Below are 18667 nucleotides of genomic sequence, written 5' to 3'. Positions count from 1 at the left end.
AAACGCTCCGATAGTCGCGCCATGACACTGCGCGCCCTGTTTTTTGGTTTCGTGATGATGCTTGCGGCACCCGCTGCAAAGGCAGAGGTTTTGATCTTTGCAGCGGCCAGTCTGAAAGAACCGATAGACCAAGTCGCCGCCCGGTTTGACGATGTCGTGGTCTCATACGGCGGCAGCGGAACTTTGGCGCGTCAGGTCAGCCTTGGCGCACCGGCTGATATCGTGTTGTTGGCGAATTCAGCATGGATGGGTGCGCTGATCGCTGGCGCACATGTTGATGATGAGACTGTTGTGAATTTCGCGAGCAATGAACTTGTGGTGATTGCGGCAAAGGGCACAGCGCCGCTCGCATTAGAACAGGAGCAGTTTCTTGCCGCGCTCGGTGATGGCCATATCGCTGTTGGTCTGACAAAGGCGGTTCCCGCCGGGATTTATGCCAAGGCAGGATTGCAGTCCCTTGGGCTGTGGGACACACTATCAGATCGGTTGGCAGAGGTTGACAACGTCCGCGCTGCTTTGGCGTTGGTCGCACGTGGGCAGGCACCCTTGGGGATTGTCTATCGCACGGACACGCGGATCAGCGACGCGGTATCTGAAGTTGCGGTGTTTCCCAATGACAGCCACCCGCCCATTCAATATCTGGGTGCCTTGACTGATCAGGCAGGGCCGGATGCGCCTGAGATACTCGACTTTCTGTTGAGCGCTGACGGGCAGGGCATCCTTGCGGGATCGGGGTTTCTAGCGCCTGTGGACGCCAGCCAATGATGGACGCACTGGGTCCGCAGGAATGGACGGCGATCTGGCTGTCACTCAGGGTCGCGCTTTTGGCGACCGTTGCGGCATTGCCCGTAGCGGTCTGGGTTGCTTATCTTTTGGCACGAAAGTCCTTTCCGGGGCGGCAATTGCTGAATGGGCTCGTGCATCTCCCGCTGGTCTTGCCCCCGGTGGTGACGGGCTACCTTTTGCTGGTGCTTTTCGGACAGCAGGGGCCAATTGGCAGCATCCTGAATGAAACTTTCGGGATCAGCCTCGCATTCCGCTGGACGGGTGCGGCATTGGCTGCCGCGATCATGGCATTTCCCTTGATGGTGCGGGCCATCCGCCTTGGGTTCGAAGCGGTAGATCCTGGACTTGAGGACGCCGCCTTGACCCTTGGCGCGTCGCGGTGGCGGGTTCTGCGGACTGTGACGCTGCCGCTTGTTTTGCCGGGCATTCTCGCGGGTGCTATCTTGGGTTTTGCCAAGGCGCTGGGCGAATTTGGCGCCACAATCACCTTCGTTGCCGCGATACCCGGCCAGACACAAACGATACCTACGGCAATCTATGGTCTGCTTCAGGTACCCGGCAGCGAACCGGCGATCGTGGCGCTTGTGGTCGTGTCCATCATATTGGCCATGGGGGCGCTTTTGTTGTCTGAGTGGTTGGCGCGCCGTATGGCGAAAAGGGTGGGCGGTCGATGATCACCGTCGATGTCAAAAAGCGCTTGGGCGATTTCCAACTGGACGTTCAGTTTGATGCGCCCGGGGGGGTGACCGCGATTTTCGGGCGTTCAGGATCCGGGAAGACCTCTGTCGTGAATGCTGTTGCTGGGTTGCTGCGCCCTGATGTCGGGCGGATCAAAATAGGTGAGACTGTCCTATGTGATGCTGCCGCCAACGTGCACCTGCCACCGCAGCACCGCCGCATTGGATATGTTTTCCAAGACGCCCGGCTTTTTCCGCATATGTCGGTCATGCGCAATTTGACGTTTGGCGGTGCGCATGACGTGGATCGCATTATTGCGGTTTTGGGGCTTGAGCAGTTGCTGACCCGTATGCCTGCTGCACTATCTGGTGGTGAACGCCAACGCGTTGCACTGGGGCGGGCGCTGATGTGCGATCCTCAACTCTTGCTCATGGACGAACCGCTTGCAGCATTGGATGCACCGCGAAAGGCGGAAATCCTGCCCTTTATCGAACGGCTGCGCGATGAAGTGAAAACACCCATGCTCTACGTCAGCCATGACGTGTCCGAGGTGGCAAGGCTGGCAACAACTATTGTGGTGATTGATCGCGGTCGGGTCGCAACCAGCGGTCCAATTGGCAAGGTCCTGTCAGAGCCTCAGGCCGTGCCAATTGTTGGGGTGCGCGCGGCGGGGGCCGTCATTACAACAAAAGTCGCGGGCAGGTTGCTGGATGACGAACTAACAGAGCTTGCCTTTTCAGGTGGGCGGCTGACGCTACCGGGCATCTTGGGGGTGCTGGGCCAGACTGTGCGTATTCGCATTCCTGCCCAGGATGTGATCCTTGCCAAAGATGCGCCGCACGGCATGAGTGCTTTGAACGTGCTGCCAGTCACGATCACGCAGGTCGAATATGGCCGCGGACCGGGGGTGGCTGTCGGGCTTCAGGCTGGCGAAGACCATCTTTTGGCCCGGATCACACGCCGAAGTGCGCAGCGGATGGAACTGGCCGTCGGGCAGCGCATCTTCGCGATTATCAAGGCGACCGCTGTTGGACCAGAGGATATCGGCCGCTAGCGCGTCAGTGCCTTTGGGATGGTCTCTAGCGTGCGCGCGACGCCACCTGCATGGGCGTCATAGAAGCGTGTGATTTGTGCATCGGTGATGGGTGTCGGGCCGCTAACCTCTGCCAAAAGGGCGGCACGATCCGGGACAAGGGTGCACACGCCCGCCGCAATGGCCTCGGTGGCCGGGTATTCGATCGTCCAGATATGCGGCCCAACGATCACTGGTTTTTTGAGTGCAAGTGGCTCGATCACGTTGTGTGCGCCTTTGGGAACAAAACCGCCACCAACAATGGCGCGGTCACATAGGCCAAGATAAAAGTACATCTCGCCCATGCTGTCGCCCAAAAGCACATCGATATCGGGATCAGTGGCGATCAACCCAAGATCCTTGTCCAAAAGCTCTGACCTGCGGGCATAGCTGAGCCCTGCAGCATCCAGCATGCCTGCGACCTCATCAAACCGTTCAGACGCGCGCGGCACGTAGATAAAGAATGCATCCTTGGTCTGGCGGATCGTATCAATGTAGATCGCGTCTTCACCTTCCACAACGCTGGTCAGCGTGAAGCTGGGGCGGTCGCGGGTCAACTGATTGCGCAAGGTGGCTGCGGCCGTCAGATGGTGTGCAGGGACGGGCTGATCGAAGCGCAGTTCGCCGGTGACGTGGACATTTGGCATGCCAACGGCCTCAAACCGTGCCTTCTGACCTTCGGATTTTACAGATCCACCAGCAAAACCGCCCGCCAAACCCGCCCGCAGACCAAGACCGCGCTGGTCCTTTTCAAAGCTTTTCAGAGGATACTGCCCGTTGCAGATGAAAAGTGGTGTTCCGTGATTGCGGCAGGCCATGATCATGCGTGGCCAGATTTCGATTTCCATAACCAGACCGTACTTTGGGCTGAAGTGCCGCAGGAAACGCCGGTAAGCAAAGCCATATTCAAACGGAACCCAGACCGACTGGACGGTACCAGCTGCGATTTCGGACGCAAATTCGCGCTCCGCTTCGCGGCGGCCTGCGGGGGTGAAATGGGTGGTCACAACCGTTTCACCACCCGCAAGAAGCGCGCGGATCAGCGGTGTTGCAGATCGCATCTCGCCCAGCGAAACGGCGTGAACCCATACGGGGGTGTCCAGCGGAGCCTTATGCTGTCCGAAACGTTCCGAAAGGTATTTTGCATAAAGCGGATCCCTGCGACCACGCTGGCGCAGATAGAGAAGCACAAGCGGAAGGAGCACCCACCATAGCAGGCTGTAAAGGATCAACGCGATACGCAGTTTCGGACTTGGGAACTTAGCGGGCATTGGGTGCCCCCAGAATATTCAACAGGTCGGCGACGATCGTGTCGGCTTGCACGCTGGCGTTCTTCAACGCGCTGACCCCACGGTCGGCCGTGGCATTCAAGTCTGAAGACCTGAGTGCTGCGGCAATGTCCTCTGCGGTTTGTACGGGAATTGCGCCTGATCTTGCGTCCAGCTGTGCAAAGTCGGCCTTGAAGTTCGCGGTGCGGGGCCCGTGCAAAACCGCGCATCCCAAGGCAACGGCCTCCCATGGGTTATGGCCCTCAACATCGGTGAAAGTCCCGCCGATCAACACCGCGTTTGCCAGACGATAGGCAAGACCCAGATCACCGAACGTATCGAAAAGCCAGATCGCGTCGTCTGGTTGCGGTACCTCTTTTTGGGAACGGCGTGGACCGCGGTACTCTGTGAAGATATCGGGAAAGCGCGGGGCGATGATCAAGAGCGCATCCGGTTGCGCTTTTCGCCACAGCTCATGCGCCGCACGTGCAATATCGCAGTCGTGTGCATGTGCGGGCGCCACGACCCAGACGGGGCGCTCCCCCAAATGTGGTTTCATGGATGGCAGTTCGTCAGGACTATGGGACAAAAGGGGGGCTGCGGGTTTCAATGAGCCGCAAACCTTGGCATCCGCACCAAGCGTGGTCAGATATTGTGCCGTGGCGTCGTCCTGTGCCGCAACCAGTGCCATCGCGCCATAAAGATCACCGTAGAGGGTTCGCGCCTTCTGATGCGCACGATGAGATTTTGCGTTCATCCGTGCGGCAATCATGCACTGTGGAATACCGCGCGCTGCAAGGTCGCTGACAAGGCCGGGCCACAGATCCTGTTCGACCCAGATACAGAGATCAGGTGTAAAATGATCAAGAAAGCGGCGGCGGTAGCGTGGCGCATCCAGCGGTAGAAATTGATGGATCGTGCGGGCAGGGGCGTTCTTGGCAAAGACCTCTGCGGACGCGACGGTGCTTGATGTCACCAGAAAAGAAACGTCGGGTTCAGCGGCAGCGAAGCGTTCAATCAAACCACGGACTGACAGAACTTCACCCAAGCCGACTGCGTGCAGCCAGATCAACCGGCCTTGCGGACGCCGCGCCAGCCCCAGCCCCAGCTTTTCCCGCCACCGCGTTGGGTCTTCTTTGCCACGTTGCAGGCGACGCTGCAAAACGCGTTTTGCCACCAGTGGCACTAGATGGCTGAAAGCCAAATAGCTACGCAGTCCCAAGCCGCGTCGCATGTCAGTCGGGGATGTCATGGAACGTCTTTTGCAGCGAGGTTTCCCAAAAGCCGGGCGCCGTCAGGACCGCAACAAAGCGTTCCGATGCGCTGCCACCGCCAAAGGCGTCATGGCGCGGGTAAGCCGTGCCCCATTGTTCATCTAAGAATGCTGTGATGGCGTCATCATCCCGCGCATCCGCAAAGAAAACAGAGGGTGATTTCGCGCGATTGGTCTGCCGCGTACCGATATCCAATGAAGCCAAGCCAATGAATGGGGCCTCGCGGACACCCGCAGATGAATTGCCCACAATCGCCTTTGCATTCTTCATCAGTTCAGAGAAATGGGCAAAACGCATTGATGGCAGCACCCGAAAGCGGTCACTTGGCACGCTGGAAATTGCATCAAAGATATCGGCAGAGCCCGGATCATTGTTCGGTGCAATGACCACAAAATTGCGCCCCGACCGGTCCAAGGCGCCAAAAAGGGCGTCTGCCTGCAGACCCATTGTTTCGGCCTCTGAGGTGACGGGATGGAAAACGCAAATACCAAAATCATCAAAGGGCAACGCATAACGGTCTTTAACCTCTGCGATACTCACGCCCGAAGGTCCCGCATGAAAGTCCAGTTCCGGCGACCCGATCGCATGTATATTTTCTGCGGGCTCGCCCAGCGCCATTACACGGCGCGCGGCATCCTCCGAGGACACAAAGTGCTGGCTTGCCAGTTTGCTGTTACAGTGGCGGTAAATCTCATCAATGGTGCCGGATACTTCACCACCTTCGATATGGGCGCAGCGGATATAGTTGGTGGCACAAACGAGGGCGCAGGACAGGGCTTCAACCCTGTCGCCATGAATGACAACAAGGTCGGGTTGAAACTCTTTGACGAAATCGGAAAACCCGATAACGGTCTTGGCCAGCACCATATCTTGCGGATCGCCCGGACGCTGGTTGAGGAACTCATGGACCTGGACGCCGGGTGTGCGGTGAACTTCCAACTTGGTCAGGCCGTACCGCTCCAGCATATGCATGCCCGTTGCAAAGAAAGAGACGCCAAATCCCGCATCGCGGCAGGCGATTGCCAGCGGTTCCAGTTTTCCGAAATCGGCCCGGGTTCCGGTAACAAATAAGATTGAGCGCGGCATCCCGTTTTCCAAATCAACGCGTTATCGGACAAACCGACTTCTGTGTTGCAGCCAACGTAGCTTGATGAAGGCAGAAAGGAAACTGGCTATGCGTCGCAAGCCGGAATGTACGGATACTGGACTTAGATCCAGACTGATAACCGCTTGACGTTAAGGTGTAGCATCCTTAGTTGATGGCGCTACGAGGCGAGTTGGTAGAGTGGTTATGCAGCGGATTGCAAATCCGTGTACACCGGTTCGATTCCGGTACTCGCCTCCAATCATCGCACTAAGTTGGGTGTTTCACTTGTGCATCGTACTATCGTACTGATGGTCGCAAGTGATAAGCATGGTTGAAGAATCGTAAATGTCCAACTACCGACCTCGTGAACGGTTGGCGTTATGGAAAATAGAAAACTATCGCGCATTGTGACTGCTGTGGATCAAACTAGGAAACTGGGATCAACGACATGAGATTGGGTCTAATCATTGGTGTGCTGGCTTTGACCGCTTACACCTTCTTTCTTGCAACCTCGCTGCCGCAGGGGACGACCGATCATGAGGCGGCTGCGCAGGCTTTGGCGCAGCAGTCTGATGCTTTGACCCAGCAAGTGGCCGAACTTGAATCTGAAAATGCCGAGCAGAGCGCGTTGATTGCGGCAATGACCGCGGAGCGCGATCAACCCAATCAAGACCTCGAGCAAGCACAATCGGATCTGGCTGCGGTTGTGTCAGAGGTTGAGACCCTCACCAGCGCCAATGAAGCATTGGATGCAGAAATCCTGCGCTTGTCGGACGAAGTGTCTCTTTTGACAGAACAAAAGACGCTGGTGGAAGATCAACTCTCTACGGCTGTCGCGAGTGTAGATGCGTTCTCGCAGGTATTGGAGCAAGAACGTCAGACGCTGGACATACGCGAGGGCGAGCTGGCTGCGGCGATTGCTGAAGCGGACACTCTGTCTGCTCGCGTTGCGGCGCTGGAGGATGGTACCGCCGAGACTGCTGATGTTTCGGATACAGACAACACAGACTTCCAGGCGCGCATTGATGCGCTCACAGCAACGGTTGAGACTGCAGAACAAACCATTGCAGCTCTGACTGCGGAGGCAGATGCTCAGGCAGAGGTGGTTGCGTCGATGGCGTCTGAGGCGACTGTTGCCGAAACCGAAATAGCGTCACTTCAAACCGAGGTCGACCGCCTGACCGAAGAGATTGCAGCGCGCGCGGTAGAAACAGCTGATGATGATCTTGCTGCAGAGGATGAAAGCGTAACAACAGAAGGCAACATCACTGACGAAAATGTCGCCACTGAAGAAGATGCCGCCACCGAGGAAGATGCGACAGCTGCAGAAGATGATGCCGCTGTTGTCGAAGACACAGTGGTAACTGAAGAGACCGGTGAGGCCACGCAAGACGTTGAAGCGGCGACGGACGAGGCAAACGTGACTACAGACGATACAGAGGTTGTTGTGGACGAGGCCGTAGCGGAGGAGGTCGTCGCTGCGGCGGAAGCTGCCCCGACCGCGCTGACCTGCACCGAACAAACAACATCCATCCTTGCCGAGCAGAAGGTGAATTTCCAGACTGGGACGTCAACCATTTCTGCCGAGTCGGTGGAGACCCTGAATACACTCGTCGATCTTGCCCAAGCTTGCGCTGCTGAGGGGCTTATCGTTGAGATTGGCGGTCATACCGACAGCCAAGGTGGTGAGCTAACCAATCAGACCCTCAGCGAAGTTCGTGCGACAGCAGTTCAAAATTTCTTGCTTGAAGCTGGCGTTCCCGAAGATGCAATGCGCGCCGTCGGCTTTGGAGAAAGTCAACCAATTGCCGACAATGGAACAGCCGCCGGGCGTGCCGAGAACCGTCGGATCACGTTTGAATGGCAGCAACCCTAGGCTCTGCTGAAAATCAGATATTGAATGGATACGATAATGTCAGATTTATTGACCCAAATACTCCTCTTTATGGCATGCACCTTTGTCTTTGGCCTGATACTTGGATGGCTGATTTGGGGTATGGAGTACGCCAAAAAAATGAAATTGATGTCTTCAGAGGCGAACTTCTGGAAAGACAATCTTGAGAAGAACCGTCAAGAGCACCAAAAGGACCTGATGAAAATCGAGGCGCTTCTTGGTGAACAGGCGAACCTGAAAAAGCGGTTGGCTGCCAAAAAGTCATCGTGACTGACCTGAACCTTAGCTGCACCAGTGTGAGGTGACGCGCGGGGGAACTGGCTCTTTTCGGACGAATTTTATCGACGACATGGTTCCCAACAGACAGCTCTCGGGTCGGTACCTGATGCGGGGGCATGGGGCTTCACCGGCACATGAGGGACAATTCACGCGGCATTCGATGTTCAATGTTGCCGCTTTCTGTCTTCTATGGCATCACACGGTAAACATACTGAACGAAAGAGTTTAGATCGTGACTGACTACACCTCCCGCCGCACGATGATGGTCGACACGCAGGTTCGTCCGTCTGATGTTACCAAATTTCCCATTATAGATGCGATGCTTTCTGTACCACGGCAGGCCTTTGTGCCCGACGCAAAGCGTGAGGCGGCATATGTGGGCGAAAATCTCGACATTGGTGGCGGGCGCATCATGCTCGAACCACGCACTTTGGCAAAAATGCTTGAGGTGTTGGACATCCACCCCGAACATATCGTTTTGGATGTTGCCTGTGGGCTTGGATATTCGACTGCCGTCCTGGCTCACATGTGCGACTTTGTTGTGGCTGTAGAAGACGATGAAGGCCGCGCTCAGGAAGCGCAGGGCATCCTGTCGCAGAACGGAATTGACAACGCGGCTGTTATGGCCGGCCCGCTGACCGACGGATCCGAAAAGTCTGGACCCTATGACATTATCATCGTCCAAGGTGGGGTCGAAGAGATGCCGGACGCTATCCTTGGGCAACTGCGCGACGGTGGTCGCATTGCTTGCGTCTTCGCCGAAGGTGCATTGGGCGTTGTGCGGGTTGGCCACAAAATTGATGGCACCGTCAACTGGCGGTTTGCGTTCAATGCAAGTGCACCTGTGCTGCCCGGGTTCGAACGACGCGCTGTTTTCGCGCTTTAACTGATCGTCTGCGCGCAGGCGCGCGTATCAAGCACAATGAAGTAAGGGTACCTGATGACTAGACCTACACGATTTGCCGCAATTGCGCTTGCCATGGCTTTGTTTGCTGCGCCAACCGCGCAGGCAGAAACACTGTCGGAAGCGCTTGCATCGGCCTATAATAATTCAGGGCTGCTCGAACAGAACCGGGCCCTGTTGCGGGCCGCGGACGAGGGCGTTGCACAGTCTGTCGCGGCAACGCTGCCTGTGATTAACTGGTCCCTCTCTGCGAACCGGACGCGGGTGGAAACGCCCGTCGATGCCACGACAGACTCTGGTTTGGCGCGAATTTCTGCCGATCTGACGCTGTATAGTGGGGGCGCGAACCGTCTTGCTATTGAAGCGCAGAAAGAGGTTGTTCTAGGCACCCGTCAAGCCTTGCGCGGGGTCGAGCAGGACGTGCTTTTGCGCGCAGTTCAGGCCTACATGAATGTCCGAAGAGATCGGCAGTTTGTTGAGTTGCGGCAAAACAATGTGCGGCTGATCACGCAGGAATTTCGCGCCGCGCAAGATCGATTTGAAGTGGGTGAAGTCACACGGACCGATGTCGCTCTTGCAGAGGCGCGGCTTGCGGCAGCGCGTAGTCTTTTGGCAGCCGCGCAGGGCAATCTTGCACAGTCGGTGGAAGAGTATGAGGTTGCCGTAGGCAATCGGCCATCTGGCCCAAGAGCCGTCAGCCCCGCACCCGTCTCGCGCAGTGTCGCGGATGCAAAGGCTTTTGCGGTGCGCAATCACCCCAGCATTCTTGAGGCCCAGCATTCTGTCACTGCGGCAGAGTTGAATATTCAACGCGCGCAGGCGGCAGTGAAGCCCCGCGTGACGCTGGATGGCTTTGTCAGCCGGGATGATGATGGCAATGATTCTGCGCAACTTGGGATCAATTTGGGTGGGCCCATCTACAATGGTGGTCTGATTTCTAGCCAGGTCCGTCAAGGGCAAGCGAACCGGGATGCAGCACGTTCCGCCTTGATTTTGTCGGCGCAGGTCATCGAACAGCAGGTCGGCAACGCGTTTGCGTTGTTGCAAGTTGCGCGCGCGTCCCGTCAGGCGTCAGAACAGCAGATCAGCGCAGCCCGTATCGCGTTCCAAGGTGTGCGTGAAGAAGCGACCTTGGGATCACGGACGACTTTGGATGTGCTGAATGCGGAGCAAGAGTTATTGGATGCTGAGGCCAATCAGATTGCAGCACAATCTGATGAGGTTGTGGCGTCATATTCACTCTTGTCCGCAATGGGGTTGTTGACGGCCGATCACTTGAACCTGCCTGTTCAGCAGTATGATCCATCGGAATATTATAACTTGGTGAACAGCGGTGATGTCACCTCGCCCCAAGGCGACGCACTTGACCGCGTTCTGGAAGCTATCGGCAGAGAGTAAACCCACAGTTGTTTGACCGTTAAACATCCGCTAAGGTCTTAGGACTGGGTGCAAAATTGGGATGAACACGATGTCCAATACGGCACATCCGGACGATATTGATGAACTGGTCTCATCTGTGCGCGATTTCGTGTCGCACAAAGAGCCCCATCGGACCCGATCCCGCATTTTGCGTGAGCGTTTGTTATTGACGCCTGAACAAAGGGTGGACGATGACACGCCCCGCGAAACCCCAACATTTGTTGATCCAAGCTCGAAAGCTATAGAGAGCAATGTTCATGTTTTGAGCAACGCCCGAGGTCTCGACAAGATCGGACTTGAAGCGACGATCGCCGAACTGGAAGCAGCCGTCACGGCGCAGTCTGACGACTGGGAACCGGACGAAGGCGAGAACTTTGCAGACGCGGCCTGGGCTGCGAGCGCCTTTCACAAGCCGCAAAATGATTCGGTCAGTGTCGCGCGAACACAGTCGAATGAAGCGGCCGCAGAACAACAGCGCCGTTCATTCCCCATCAAAGATGCGTTCACTGAAACGCCGCAAGCGGCTGAACCAAAAACGCCAAAAGACCCGCCGGCACCTTTGTCACCGGATCCTCTGGCCGGTGTTGATGCCGATGCGTTGCGCAGCATGATCGTGAAGATCATGCATGAAGAGTTGAGTGGCGCATTGGGTGAACGCATTACGCGCAATGTTCGTAAGTTGGTACGCCGTGAAATCAACCGCGTGCTCACTAGTCACGATATGGGCCAAGACTAGTCAGCAAGAGCGATCAATGCCTCTAGATCCATATGCGTTTCTAAATGCGCCGCAAGCGCATTGAGAGTGTTCTCAATACCTTGTGCGTAGTCTTCTACAGCGACGGATTTTCCGATGCTGGCCAGAAACGCAGCGCGGAAGGCATCAGCCGCGAACAGGCCATGCAGATAGCAGCCCATGACGCGTCCATCGGGTGATGCCGCACCCTCGCCGCGTCCATCCAGCGACAACCACGCCCGCGCGCAATCCGGCCCATCAGTCTCGCCAATGTGGATCTCATACCCCTGCACTGGGTCTGCCGTCGGGATGTAAGTTGCGCTGGACAAAGCAAGTCTTTTTTCTGGCACCATCACAGTGCGCACATCCAAAAGACCGAGCCCCGCCACCTGACATGGGCGACCCTCAATGCCGTCTTTATCAGTAATCTCGGTCCCAAGCATCTGATAGCCACCGCATATGCCCAGCACATGCCCGCCACGCCGAACATGTGCCTGCAGGTCAACATCCCAACCCTGCTCCCGGAAATGAGCAAGATCAGCGATTGTGGATTTTGACCCCGGAATGATCACAAGATCTGCATCGCCGGGCAGGGGGCGACCTGCTTCAATGATCTCGACACTCACATCGGGTGTCGCTGCTAACGGATCAAGGTCGTCAAAATTTGCGATGCGGTTCAATCGCGGCACGGCGATCTTAATGGTCCCCCCGGTGAGACTGGTGATATCCATCACGTCCTCAGCGGGTAGTTTCCATGCGTCGGCAAACCAAGGGACGATGCCCAGAGGCGTCCAATCCGTGCGCGCAGCGATGATCCGCATTCCGTCGTCAAACAAGGTTGGGTCACCCCGGAATTTGTTGATTGCAAACCCTTTGATAAGCGCGTTGTCTTCGGGTGGGAGCACCGCGTGCGTCCCAACAAGCTGCGCAATCACGCCACCCCGGTCAATGTCTCCTATCAAAACGACCGGAACGTTGGCGGCTGTTGCAAACCCCATATTGGCGATGTCGCCGGCGCGCAAGTTCACCTCTGCGGGGCTGCCCGCGCCTTCGACAATGACCAGGTCCCGACCTTCACCAATCCGGTGGAAGCTTTCCAGCACCGCAGGCATCAGCTGTGCTTTCTGCTTGCCATAGTCGCGGGCCCTCATCGTCGCGAACCGCTTGCCTTGGACAATGATCTGCGCACCTGTCTCTGACTCGGGTTTCAGAAGAACCGGGTTCATGTCGACCAGCGGCTCTAACCCGCATGCCAGCGCTTGCAGCGCCTGTGCGCGGCCGATCTCGCCGCCATCGGCAGTGACAGCGGCGTTGTTGGACATGTTCTGGGGCTTAAACGGCGCGACGGACAGTCCACGGTTGACGCAGGCGCGCGCAATGCCAGCGACTAACATGGACTTTCCGACGTTCGAGCCAGCACCCTGAATCATGATTGCTCTGGTCATTGTGTTCCCCTTCGCTAACTTCATAGGGGCGCACGCCGCGCGGGGAAAGAGCATGAACACGCCAGCACACTTGATTTTCGGCTTGACGGCTTTTGGTAAGGTTGGGCGGCCTGCTGTGACATTTGCGGCCTTTGCGGGCGCAATGATCCCTGACCTGTCGCTCTATCTGATGGCGGGATGGCATTTGCAGGTCTTGGGCACATCGCCGGACGTGGTCTTTGGTCAGCTTTACTTTTCGGATGCATGGCAAAGCATCTTCCGGATTGATAACTCGATCATCTTGTGGGGTATTTTTCTGGCAATTGGTGGTATGCTTAGGTCACCGGTCGTCACCGCGCTTTGTGGTGCAGCGCTGCTTCACTTGGGGTTTGATTTTTTGCTGCACAATGATGATGGGCGTGCCCATTTCTGGCCGCTGAGCAATTGGGTGTTTCAAAGCCCGGTCAGCTATTGGGACCCCGATCACTATGGCACAATTGTTGGCGCAATTGAGGTGGCTGCGTCCTTGCTGTGCTGCTGCATCTTGTGGCTGCGCTTCAGAGATCTGTGGATGCGCGGCCTGATTGTCGCGCTCGGCCTGTCAGAGTTTGCCCCCTTCATTATTTTCGCGTTGATGTTTGCAGGCCCCTGAAACGAAAAAACGCGGCCCCCCAGGACCGCGTCTTTCAGTGCATCGCCGCAAGATCACTTATGCAGCGCGTGCTTCTTGTTCAGCCGCATTGCGGCGTTCGCTCTCTTCGCGTGACAGTGCCACAGATGTGCGCACGCCTTTTCCGACGAATTCCATCAGACCACCGACAACCCGTTCGTTTGGGTCAATGCCAGCACAAGACAATACTTCGCGGCCATCGCGTGACCGTGCCCAGCGCGCAATTTGCTCTGGGCCATTGCCGTATTTCTTGTCATCCGCAATTGCGTCATCCAAAGCAGCCAACACAACAGCTGCAAAGAGCTTGCGGGCACGGTTACCTTGTTCATTGTTGAAGGCAGTACCGTCGACGAAATCTCTCATGAAGTTTCCCTTTTTTTGCTCTTGTAGTTCCCGCGTGCGGGCCTTTATGCCTGTTCTTGATCGATTCGGGGGCTCTCTTTTGGAATGGCAGCCATGCGTTATTCGCATAGCTTGCCTTTGCAAACTGTCGCTCTCTCGATGATCTTGTCAGACTCCCACCACGCAGATATAGGCTGCCGGTGAAACCATTCAACCTTTGTTAATAAATCAAGGCGCCGCGACACATGCCCAAAATCAACGGTAACGAAATTCGCCCCGGCAATACTCTGGAACACGAAGGTGGTCTGTGGGCCGCCGTCAAGGTGGATCACGTCAAACCCGGCAAGGGCGGCGCCTTTGCGCAGGTTGAGCTGAAAAACCTGCGTGATGGCCGGAAGCTGAACGAACGTTTCCGATCCGCTGATAAGGTTGAGCGCGTGCGTTTGGACCAAAAAGACCAGCAATTCCTGTTCGAAGATGGTGACATGCTGACCTTTATGGATAGCGAAACCTACGAGCAGATTGCGCTGCCATCTGACATTCTGGGGGATCGCCGCCCTTTCCTCCAAGACGGCATGACAGTTAAAATCGAATACTACGGTGAAGAGGCGCTTAACGTCAGCCTACCGCAGAAGGTCACTTGCAAAGTGGTCGAGACAGAACCGGTGGTGAAGGGCCAGACCGCTGCAAACAGCTTTAAGCCTGCAACGCTCGACAATGGTGTGCGCGTGATGATCCCGCCATTCGTGGGCCAGGACGAAGACATCGTCGTCAACACAGAGACATTCGAATACGCCGAACGGGCCTAACGGCTATTTGAGGCGGGTGAGCGTTGCCTCACCGGCCTGCATAAGCCCGGTCGCACGATCAAAGCGCAAGAACGCAAGGGCTTTGTTGCCGGAAATGGTGTGCAAGGTTCCCGCCGGTTTGCCGTCCGCCGTTACCGCATCACCCGTGTTCGCGTGTCCTGTGACCGCGACCTGTGCCAACCCTTTTTTCAGCGTCGTCTTATGCTTCATGCGCGCAACGATCTCTTGCCCGACAAAACAACCTTTCTTGAAGTCCACGCCATTGAGGGCCTCAAACCCAGCTTCCAGAATGTAACTTTCGTCGTTGAGTTCTATACCCGTCTGCGGGATCAGGTTCTCGACATAGATGACATCCCAGTCGGTTTGGTCGCTAACGTCGGTGTCGCCATAGGCGCGCCATCCAAGGGCGGCGTGGCGCGGATCAGAGACAGCTTCGGCAGGTGGCGTTCCGATCCCGCGCGACACAATCAGATCGGTCTGCTCGATTGTGACTGCCGCCCGCAAACGATACATCATCAACCGCTGTCCCAATGTCTGAGCATGTGACGCGGCCACGTCGATCAAAAGGTGATTATCCCGTCCGATCACAAAGAAATCCGCGATGAATTTGCCCTGAGGTGTTAGCAAAGCGGTGTAGATGATTGAACCGGTCGCTTTGGTCACATCATTTGTGATCAGACCTTGCAGGAAAGACACGTGGTCTTCGCCGCCAATGGATAGAACTGTGCGCTCATGCATCTTCACCACTTTCTGATTGTGAAAATTGCAGGCGGTAGAGGTCGGCGTATATTCCGCCGCGGCTAAGCAGCGTATCGTGGTTGCCTTGGTCGACGACGCGGCCCTGATCCATGACCACGATCGAGTCGGCGTTGCGAATGGTCGACAACCGGTGCGCGATGACAAGGGTTGTCCGGCCGCTAGATAGCCTTTCAAGGGCCGTTTGGACGATGGCCTCTGACTTGGTATCAAGTGCACTTGTTGCCTCGTCCAACAGCAATATCGGCGTGTCACGGAGCAATGCGCGCGCGATTGCTACCCGCTGTCGCTGGCCACCCGACAGGTTTGACCCACGTGGACCGGCCAGACTTTCCAGCCCGTAAGGTAGAGATGAGAGAAAATCACTCACGTGGGCTGCATCCAACACTGACTTCAGGTGGGCTTCATCGACATCCGTGCGGCCCAGCAGAATGTTATCGCGCAGCGTTTCGTCAAAGAGTGCCGCGTCCTGCGTCACAACAGAGAATAGACCCCGAAGCTCAGACAGCGCATAATCGGTGATTGGCCTATCACCAACGATTGCTGCGCCTTCGCTGGGTTCCACCAAGCGGGTCAAAACGTTGAAAACGGTACTTTTGCCAGCACCTGATGCCCCGACAAGAGCAGTGGTCTTGCCCGCTTCGGCGACAAAGCTTGTTCCGCGCAGGACGGGCAGTTCGCCGTAATTCATATGCACGTTGTCTAAGGCGACGGTCGGCGACCCAACAGGAATTTTCTTCGCCTCTGCCGGTGAAAGGATGGTTGGCTCATTGTTCAACACATATTGCAGTCGTTCGACGCTGGCGGCAGCCATCTGCCATTTGCCGCTCATCAAACCGAGGCGGCGCAATGGGTCAAAGGCCAACGACATGGCCGTAAAGAACGCCATAAACTCACCGTTTGTCTTTTCGCCGGCGATAATCTCTGCGCCGCCATAGAGCATCACACCAAGGAAACCGATGCCGGTCATAATGTCGATCAATGCGGGAACGGCGGCTTGGCCGACAGACGTGCGCATCGACGCATGAACACCCTCTTTGATCAATTGGTCATAGCGCTGGGCTTGGTAGGTTTCTAAAGCATTGAGTTTGATCGGGTTGATCCCGTGGAAAACTTCATCAAGGCGGGTGGATACACGTCCCGCAATTTCGCGGGTGTCGCGCGCGCGACGGCGGATATAGGCCTGCACAAGCAATGACGGCAGGATCAATAGCGGAATGCCTACAACTGCAATTAAAGTCCAACGCCAGTCGATCCAAAGAGCGACGGCCAATAGCCCGATGAGCGAAACCAGGTCGCGCGCGACAGCTGTCAGCAAGCTGCTCCAGACGCCGTTAATCGCAGCAACATCGCCTTGGACGCGCTCAATCAACTGTCCGGGCGGGTGGATCTGAAAGAAGCCACTGTCTAACGACATCAAGTGACGCAGCATATGCTTGCGCATCGCAGCTGCGGCCAATTGTTTGATAAATGCCATCAGGATGCGTTGCCCGGACGACGTCACGGCGCGGACAAAGAAAATGCCCATGATCGCAAAGCCCACAAAGTAGAGCGCATCGCGGTCACCTTCGGCGAACACATCATCGAACATCGGTTGAATCATGCGGCTGATCAATGCCAGCATTGATCCTTCGATCGCCATCAGGATGACTGCGGCAATGAGCAGCCATTTGTGCGGACGCAGGTAATCACGCCACAGCCATGCGAAAAGCTTGAATGCGGATTGCTGCTTTTCGGAACCAGATTCTGGAAGAGGAGGAGGGGGCATCCAAGGCCTTTTGCAATAAGTGCTTTCGCATCGTTTACGCGTAAATGGGGTGGCAGGGCAAGTTGGGCAAGGTTGACCTTGCAAAGCGCCACGTTAGTGTCCGTCTGAAACCACACACTGACGAAAGCCCCCAACAAGATGTCACTGTCTCAAGGTCGCCCCTACCTTGCTATCCCCGGTCCCTCGGTCATGCCAGATGCCGTTTTGCAAACGATGCACCGCGCCTCTCCCAATATCTATGAGGGTGAACTTCATGACTTGACCCATAGCCTGGTCCCCGATCTCAAGCATGTCGCCATGACCAACGCCAATGTTGCGATCTATATCGGCAATGGACATGCTGCTTGGGAAGCTGCCCTCGCCAATGTTCTTTCGGTGGGTGACAAGGTTTTGGTGCTTGCCACCGGTCAGTTTTGCGTTGGATGGGGCGAGATGGCTGCGGCTATGGGTGCCCTTGTCGAAACAATTGACTATGGCGCGCAGGCGCCGATTGATCTTGCTCGGGTTGAACAGGTTCTGGCCGCCGATACTGATCATCAGATCAAAGCGATCTTGGCCGTTCATGTCGATACATCGACAAGTGTCAAAAACGATATTGCGGGATTGCGGCGTATCATGGATCAGACCGGCCATCCGGCATTGTTGATGGCAGATTGCATCGCGTCGCTGGGCTGCGACCGTTTCGAGATGGACGCTTGGGGCGTCGATGTCATGGTCTCTGGCTGTCAGAAAGGTCTGATGACGCCTGCCGGGGTCAGTTTCGTCTGGTACAACGCGAAAGCGGATGCAGCACGCGGTGATCGGGTCACGGCCTATTGGGATTGGCGACCGCGCGTCAATCCGGACTATTATTTCAAGTATTTTGATGGGACGGCGCCCACGCATCACCTGTACGGTCTGAGGACTGCATTGGACATGATCAAAGCGGAAGGGTTGGATCAGGTCTTTGCACGTCACGAGAAACTTGCTCAAATTGTTTGGGCCGCGTTTGACCAATGGTCAAAGGTGGGCCCCATACAATTGAACATCGCCAATCCGGCGTATCGATCCCATGCGGTGACGTCCGTGGGGATCGGGTCACCAAACGGAAATGCGCTGCGGCAGTGGTGCGAAAGCAAATGCGGTCTGACACTTGGAATTGGATTGGGGCGTGATCCGGCTGACGCCTATTTTCGGATTGGGCATATGGGCCACGTCAATGCCCATATGATCATGGGGGTGTTGGGGACAATTGATGCGGGATTGAAGGCGTTGAACATCGCGCACGGCGATGGGGCATTGGCGGCCGCGGCATCAGCACTCGCGACACGGGCCTAACCGTTTTTCACCCTGTCGATCCAATTAAAGAAATGATGTAGACCATAGGCGGTCACAGCGACCCAAAGATACCCCAGGGCGGCGGCGATAACCCAAAACCCCATAAATAAAAAGACAAACAGCGTGCCGAGAAAGGCGTCGGTATAGTCTTCTACGGCTTGTATCGGTCTTTGCGACATCCTTACTC

At 56.3% G+C, this 18667-nt stretch carries 19 protein-coding genes and 1 tRNA gene; 12 read left to right on the top strand and 8 right to left on the bottom strand.

All coding sequences use genetic code 11. The annotated features are described in order from the left end of the window. Positions 1-21: 21 nt before the first annotated feature. From modA to modC, 3 genes are read left to right on the top strand one after another with little or no spacing between them, the layout of a single operon-like run. The gene (modA, locus tag ACZ1G5_RS04105; protein ID WP_472731642.1) at positions 22-765 is read left to right on the top strand and encodes a molybdate ABC transporter substrate-binding protein; all 744 of its coding nucleotides are present in this window, start codon (positions 22-24) and stop codon (positions 763-765) included. After that, positions 765-1460 carry a molybdate ABC transporter permease subunit gene (gene modB, locus ACZ1G5_RS04100; protein WP_472734268.1) on the top strand — a complete coding sequence of 232 codons (696 nt, stop codon included), beginning with the start codon at positions 765-767 and terminating at the stop codon, positions 1458-1460. Before modA ends, modB begins: the two co-directional genes overlap by 1 nt. Then, positions 1457-2518 carry a molybdenum ABC transporter ATP-binding protein gene (modC, locus tag ACZ1G5_RS04095; RefSeq protein WP_472731641.1) on the top strand — a complete coding sequence of 354 codons (1062 nt, stop codon included), beginning with the start codon at positions 1457-1459 and terminating at the stop codon, positions 2516-2518. Before modB ends, modC begins: the two co-directional genes overlap by 4 nt. Here the strand turns inward: modC and ACZ1G5_RS04090 are convergent. From ACZ1G5_RS04090 to neuC, 3 genes are read right to left on the bottom strand one after another with little or no spacing between them, the layout of a single operon-like run. Then, a complete protein-coding gene (locus tag ACZ1G5_RS04090; protein ID WP_472731640.1) occupies positions 2515-3807 on the bottom strand; it encodes a 3-deoxy-D-manno-octulosonic acid transferase in 1293 nt (430 codons plus the stop codon). The two genes, modC and ACZ1G5_RS04090, sit on opposite strands and share 4 nt — an antisense overlap. Continuing rightward, positions 3797-5056 carry a 3-deoxy-D-manno-octulosonic acid transferase gene (locus tag ACZ1G5_RS04085; protein ID WP_472731639.1) on the bottom strand — a complete coding sequence of 420 codons (1260 nt, stop codon included), beginning with the start codon at positions 5054-5056 and terminating at the stop codon, positions 3797-3799. The genes ACZ1G5_RS04090 and ACZ1G5_RS04085 overlap by 11 nt, the downstream gene beginning before the upstream one ends. Continuing rightward, positions 5040-6164: a UDP-N-acetylglucosamine 2-epimerase gene (gene neuC / locus ACZ1G5_RS04080; protein WP_472731638.1), complete on the bottom strand. Its 1125-nt coding sequence runs from the start codon at positions 6162-6164 to the stop codon at positions 5040-5042. Before neuC ends, ACZ1G5_RS04085 begins: the two co-directional genes overlap by 17 nt. Positions 6165-6349: 185 nt before the next feature. Here neuC and ACZ1G5_RS04075 point away from each other — a divergent pair. The 6 genes from ACZ1G5_RS04075 (at position 6350) to ACZ1G5_RS04050 (ending at position 11397) form a co-directional block, all read left to right on the top strand. After that, positions 6350-6423 (top strand) — tRNA-Cys (locus tag ACZ1G5_RS04075). Positions 6424-6613: 190 nt separating this feature from the next. After that, positions 6614-8041, top strand: coding sequence for an OmpA family protein (locus ACZ1G5_RS04070; protein WP_472731637.1), 1428 nt, complete (start codon positions 6614-6616; stop codon positions 8039-8041). A 36-nt stretch (positions 8042-8077) separates the two neighbouring features. Further along, positions 8078-8329, top strand: a complete 252-nt coding sequence (locus ACZ1G5_RS04065; RefSeq protein WP_472731636.1) for a hypothetical protein — start codon at positions 8078-8080, stop codon at positions 8327-8329. Between the two features lie 241 nt (positions 8330-8570). Next, on the top strand, positions 8571-9224 hold the full coding sequence (locus ACZ1G5_RS04060; protein ID WP_472731635.1) for a protein-L-isoaspartate O-methyltransferase family protein: 654 nt from the start codon (positions 8571-8573) through the stop codon (positions 9222-9224). A 54-nt stretch (positions 9225-9278) separates the two neighbouring features. Beyond that, positions 9279-10640, top strand: a complete 1362-nt coding sequence (locus ACZ1G5_RS04055) for a TolC family outer membrane protein (protein ID WP_472731634.1) — start codon at positions 9279-9281, stop codon at positions 10638-10640. A 70-nt stretch (positions 10641-10710) separates the two neighbouring features. Beyond that, positions 10711-11397, top strand: a complete 687-nt coding sequence (locus ACZ1G5_RS04050) for a hypothetical protein (RefSeq protein ID WP_472731633.1) — start codon at positions 10711-10713, stop codon at positions 11395-11397. Here the strand turns inward: ACZ1G5_RS04050 and ACZ1G5_RS04045 are convergent. Next, positions 11394-12839: a cobyric acid synthase gene (locus ACZ1G5_RS04045; protein ID WP_472731632.1), complete on the bottom strand. Its 1446-nt coding sequence runs from the start codon at positions 12837-12839 to the stop codon at positions 11394-11396. The two genes, ACZ1G5_RS04050 and ACZ1G5_RS04045, sit on opposite strands and share 4 nt — an antisense overlap. Positions 12840-12891: 52 nt before the next feature. Between ACZ1G5_RS04045 and ACZ1G5_RS04040 the strand changes: the two genes are divergently transcribed. Then, positions 12892-13470 carry a cobalamin biosynthesis protein CobQ gene (locus tag ACZ1G5_RS04040; protein ID WP_472731631.1) on the top strand — a complete coding sequence of 193 codons (579 nt, stop codon included), beginning with the start codon at positions 12892-12894 and terminating at the stop codon, positions 13468-13470. A 57-nt stretch (positions 13471-13527) separates the two neighbouring features. Here the strand turns inward: ACZ1G5_RS04040 and ACZ1G5_RS04035 are convergent, their stop codons facing one another. Then, the gene (locus ACZ1G5_RS04035) at positions 13528-13851 is read right to left on the bottom strand and encodes a DUF6280 family protein (RefSeq protein ID WP_008230719.1); all 324 of its coding nucleotides are present in this window, start codon (positions 13849-13851) and stop codon (positions 13528-13530) included. Positions 13852-14075: 224 nt separating this feature from the next. Between ACZ1G5_RS04035 and efp the strand changes: the two genes are divergently transcribed. Continuing rightward, the gene (gene efp, locus ACZ1G5_RS04030; protein WP_472731630.1) at positions 14076-14639 is read left to right on the top strand and encodes an elongation factor P; all 564 of its coding nucleotides are present in this window, start codon (positions 14076-14078) and stop codon (positions 14637-14639) included. A 3-nt stretch (positions 14640-14642) separates the two neighbouring features. Here efp and ygfZ read toward each other — a convergent pair whose 3' ends face one another. Both ygfZ and ACZ1G5_RS04020 read right to left on the bottom strand, forming a co-directional pair. After that, positions 14643-15377, bottom strand: a complete 735-nt coding sequence (ygfZ, locus tag ACZ1G5_RS04025) for a CAF17-like 4Fe-4S cluster assembly/insertion protein YgfZ (RefSeq protein WP_472731629.1) — start codon at positions 15375-15377, stop codon at positions 14643-14645. Then, positions 15370-17163 carry an ABC transporter ATP-binding protein gene (locus ACZ1G5_RS04020; RefSeq protein ID WP_472731628.1) on the bottom strand — a complete coding sequence of 598 codons (1794 nt, stop codon included), beginning with the start codon at positions 17161-17163 and terminating at the stop codon, positions 15370-15372. Before ACZ1G5_RS04020 ends, ygfZ begins: the two co-directional genes overlap by 8 nt. 138 nt (positions 17164-17301) lie before the next feature. Between ACZ1G5_RS04020 and ACZ1G5_RS04015 the strand changes: the two genes are divergently transcribed. Beyond that, a complete protein-coding gene (locus ACZ1G5_RS04015) occupies positions 17302-18480 on the top strand; it encodes a pyridoxal-phosphate-dependent aminotransferase family protein (RefSeq protein ID WP_472731627.1) in 1179 nt (392 codons plus the stop codon). Here the strand turns inward: ACZ1G5_RS04015 and ACZ1G5_RS04010 are convergent. Then, positions 18477-18659 carry a hypothetical protein gene (locus ACZ1G5_RS04010; RefSeq protein ID WP_472731626.1) on the bottom strand — a complete coding sequence of 61 codons (183 nt, stop codon included), beginning with the start codon at positions 18657-18659 and terminating at the stop codon, positions 18477-18479. The genes ACZ1G5_RS04015 and ACZ1G5_RS04010 overlap by 4 nt on opposite strands. Positions 18660-18667 lie beyond the last annotated feature (8 nt).

The organism is Yoonia sp. JB2-21 (assembly GCF_055693545.1).
This window is presented reverse-complemented; position numbering and strand designations above follow the sequence as displayed.

Coding starts and splice junctions, on each gene's coding strand:
- ACZ1G5_RS04070 (WP_472731637.1), top strand. CDS start 6,614: ATGAGATTGGGTCTAATCATTGGTGTGCTGGCTTTGACCGCTTACACC.
- neuC (WP_472731638.1), bottom strand. CDS start 6,164: ATGCCGCGCTCAATCTTATTTGTTACCGGAACCCGGGCCGATTTCGGA.
- ACZ1G5_RS04055 (WP_472731634.1), top strand. CDS start 9,279: ATGACTAGACCTACACGATTTGCCGCAATTGCGCTTGCCATGGCTTTG.
- modA (WP_472731642.1), top strand. CDS start 22: ATGACACTGCGCGCCCTGTTTTTTGGTTTCGTGATGATGCTTGCGGCA.
- ACZ1G5_RS04020 (WP_472731628.1), bottom strand. CDS start 17,163: ATGCCCCCTCCTCCTCTTCCAGAATCTGGTTCCGAAAAGCAGCAATCC.
- ACZ1G5_RS04085 (WP_472731639.1), bottom strand. CDS start 5,056: ATGACATCCCCGACTGACATGCGACGCGGCTTGGGACTGCGTAGCTAT.
- ACZ1G5_RS04090 (WP_472731640.1), bottom strand. CDS start 3,807: ATGCCCGCTAAGTTCCCAAGTCCGAAACTGCGTATCGCGTTGATCCTT.
- ACZ1G5_RS04010 (WP_472731626.1), bottom strand. CDS start 18,659: ATGTCGCAAAGACCGATACAAGCCGTAGAAGACTATACCGACGCCTTT.
- ACZ1G5_RS04050 (WP_472731633.1), top strand. CDS start 10,711: ATGTCCAATACGGCACATCCGGACGATATTGATGAACTGGTCTCATCT.
- ygfZ (WP_472731629.1), bottom strand. CDS start 15,377: ATGCATGAGCGCACAGTTCTATCCATTGGCGGCGAAGACCACGTGTCT.
- ACZ1G5_RS04045 (WP_472731632.1), bottom strand. CDS start 12,839: ATGACCAGAGCAATCATGATTCAGGGTGCTGGCTCGAACGTCGGAAAG.
- ACZ1G5_RS04040 (WP_472731631.1), top strand. CDS start 12,892: ATGAACACGCCAGCACACTTGATTTTCGGCTTGACGGCTTTTGGTAAG.
- ACZ1G5_RS04035 (WP_008230719.1), bottom strand. CDS start 13,851: ATGAGAGATTTCGTCGACGGTACTGCCTTCAACAATGAACAAGGTAAC.
- modB (WP_472734268.1), top strand. CDS start 765: ATGGACGCACTGGGTCCGCAGGAATGGACGGCGATCTGGCTGTCACTC.
- modC (WP_472731641.1), top strand. CDS start 1,457: ATGATCACCGTCGATGTCAAAAAGCGCTTGGGCGATTTCCAACTGGAC.
- ACZ1G5_RS04065 (WP_472731636.1), top strand. CDS start 8,078: ATGTCAGATTTATTGACCCAAATACTCCTCTTTATGGCATGCACCTTT.
- ACZ1G5_RS04015 (WP_472731627.1), top strand. CDS start 17,302: ATGTCACTGTCTCAAGGTCGCCCCTACCTTGCTATCCCCGGTCCCTCG.
- efp (WP_472731630.1), top strand. CDS start 14,076: ATGCCCAAAATCAACGGTAACGAAATTCGCCCCGGCAATACTCTGGAA.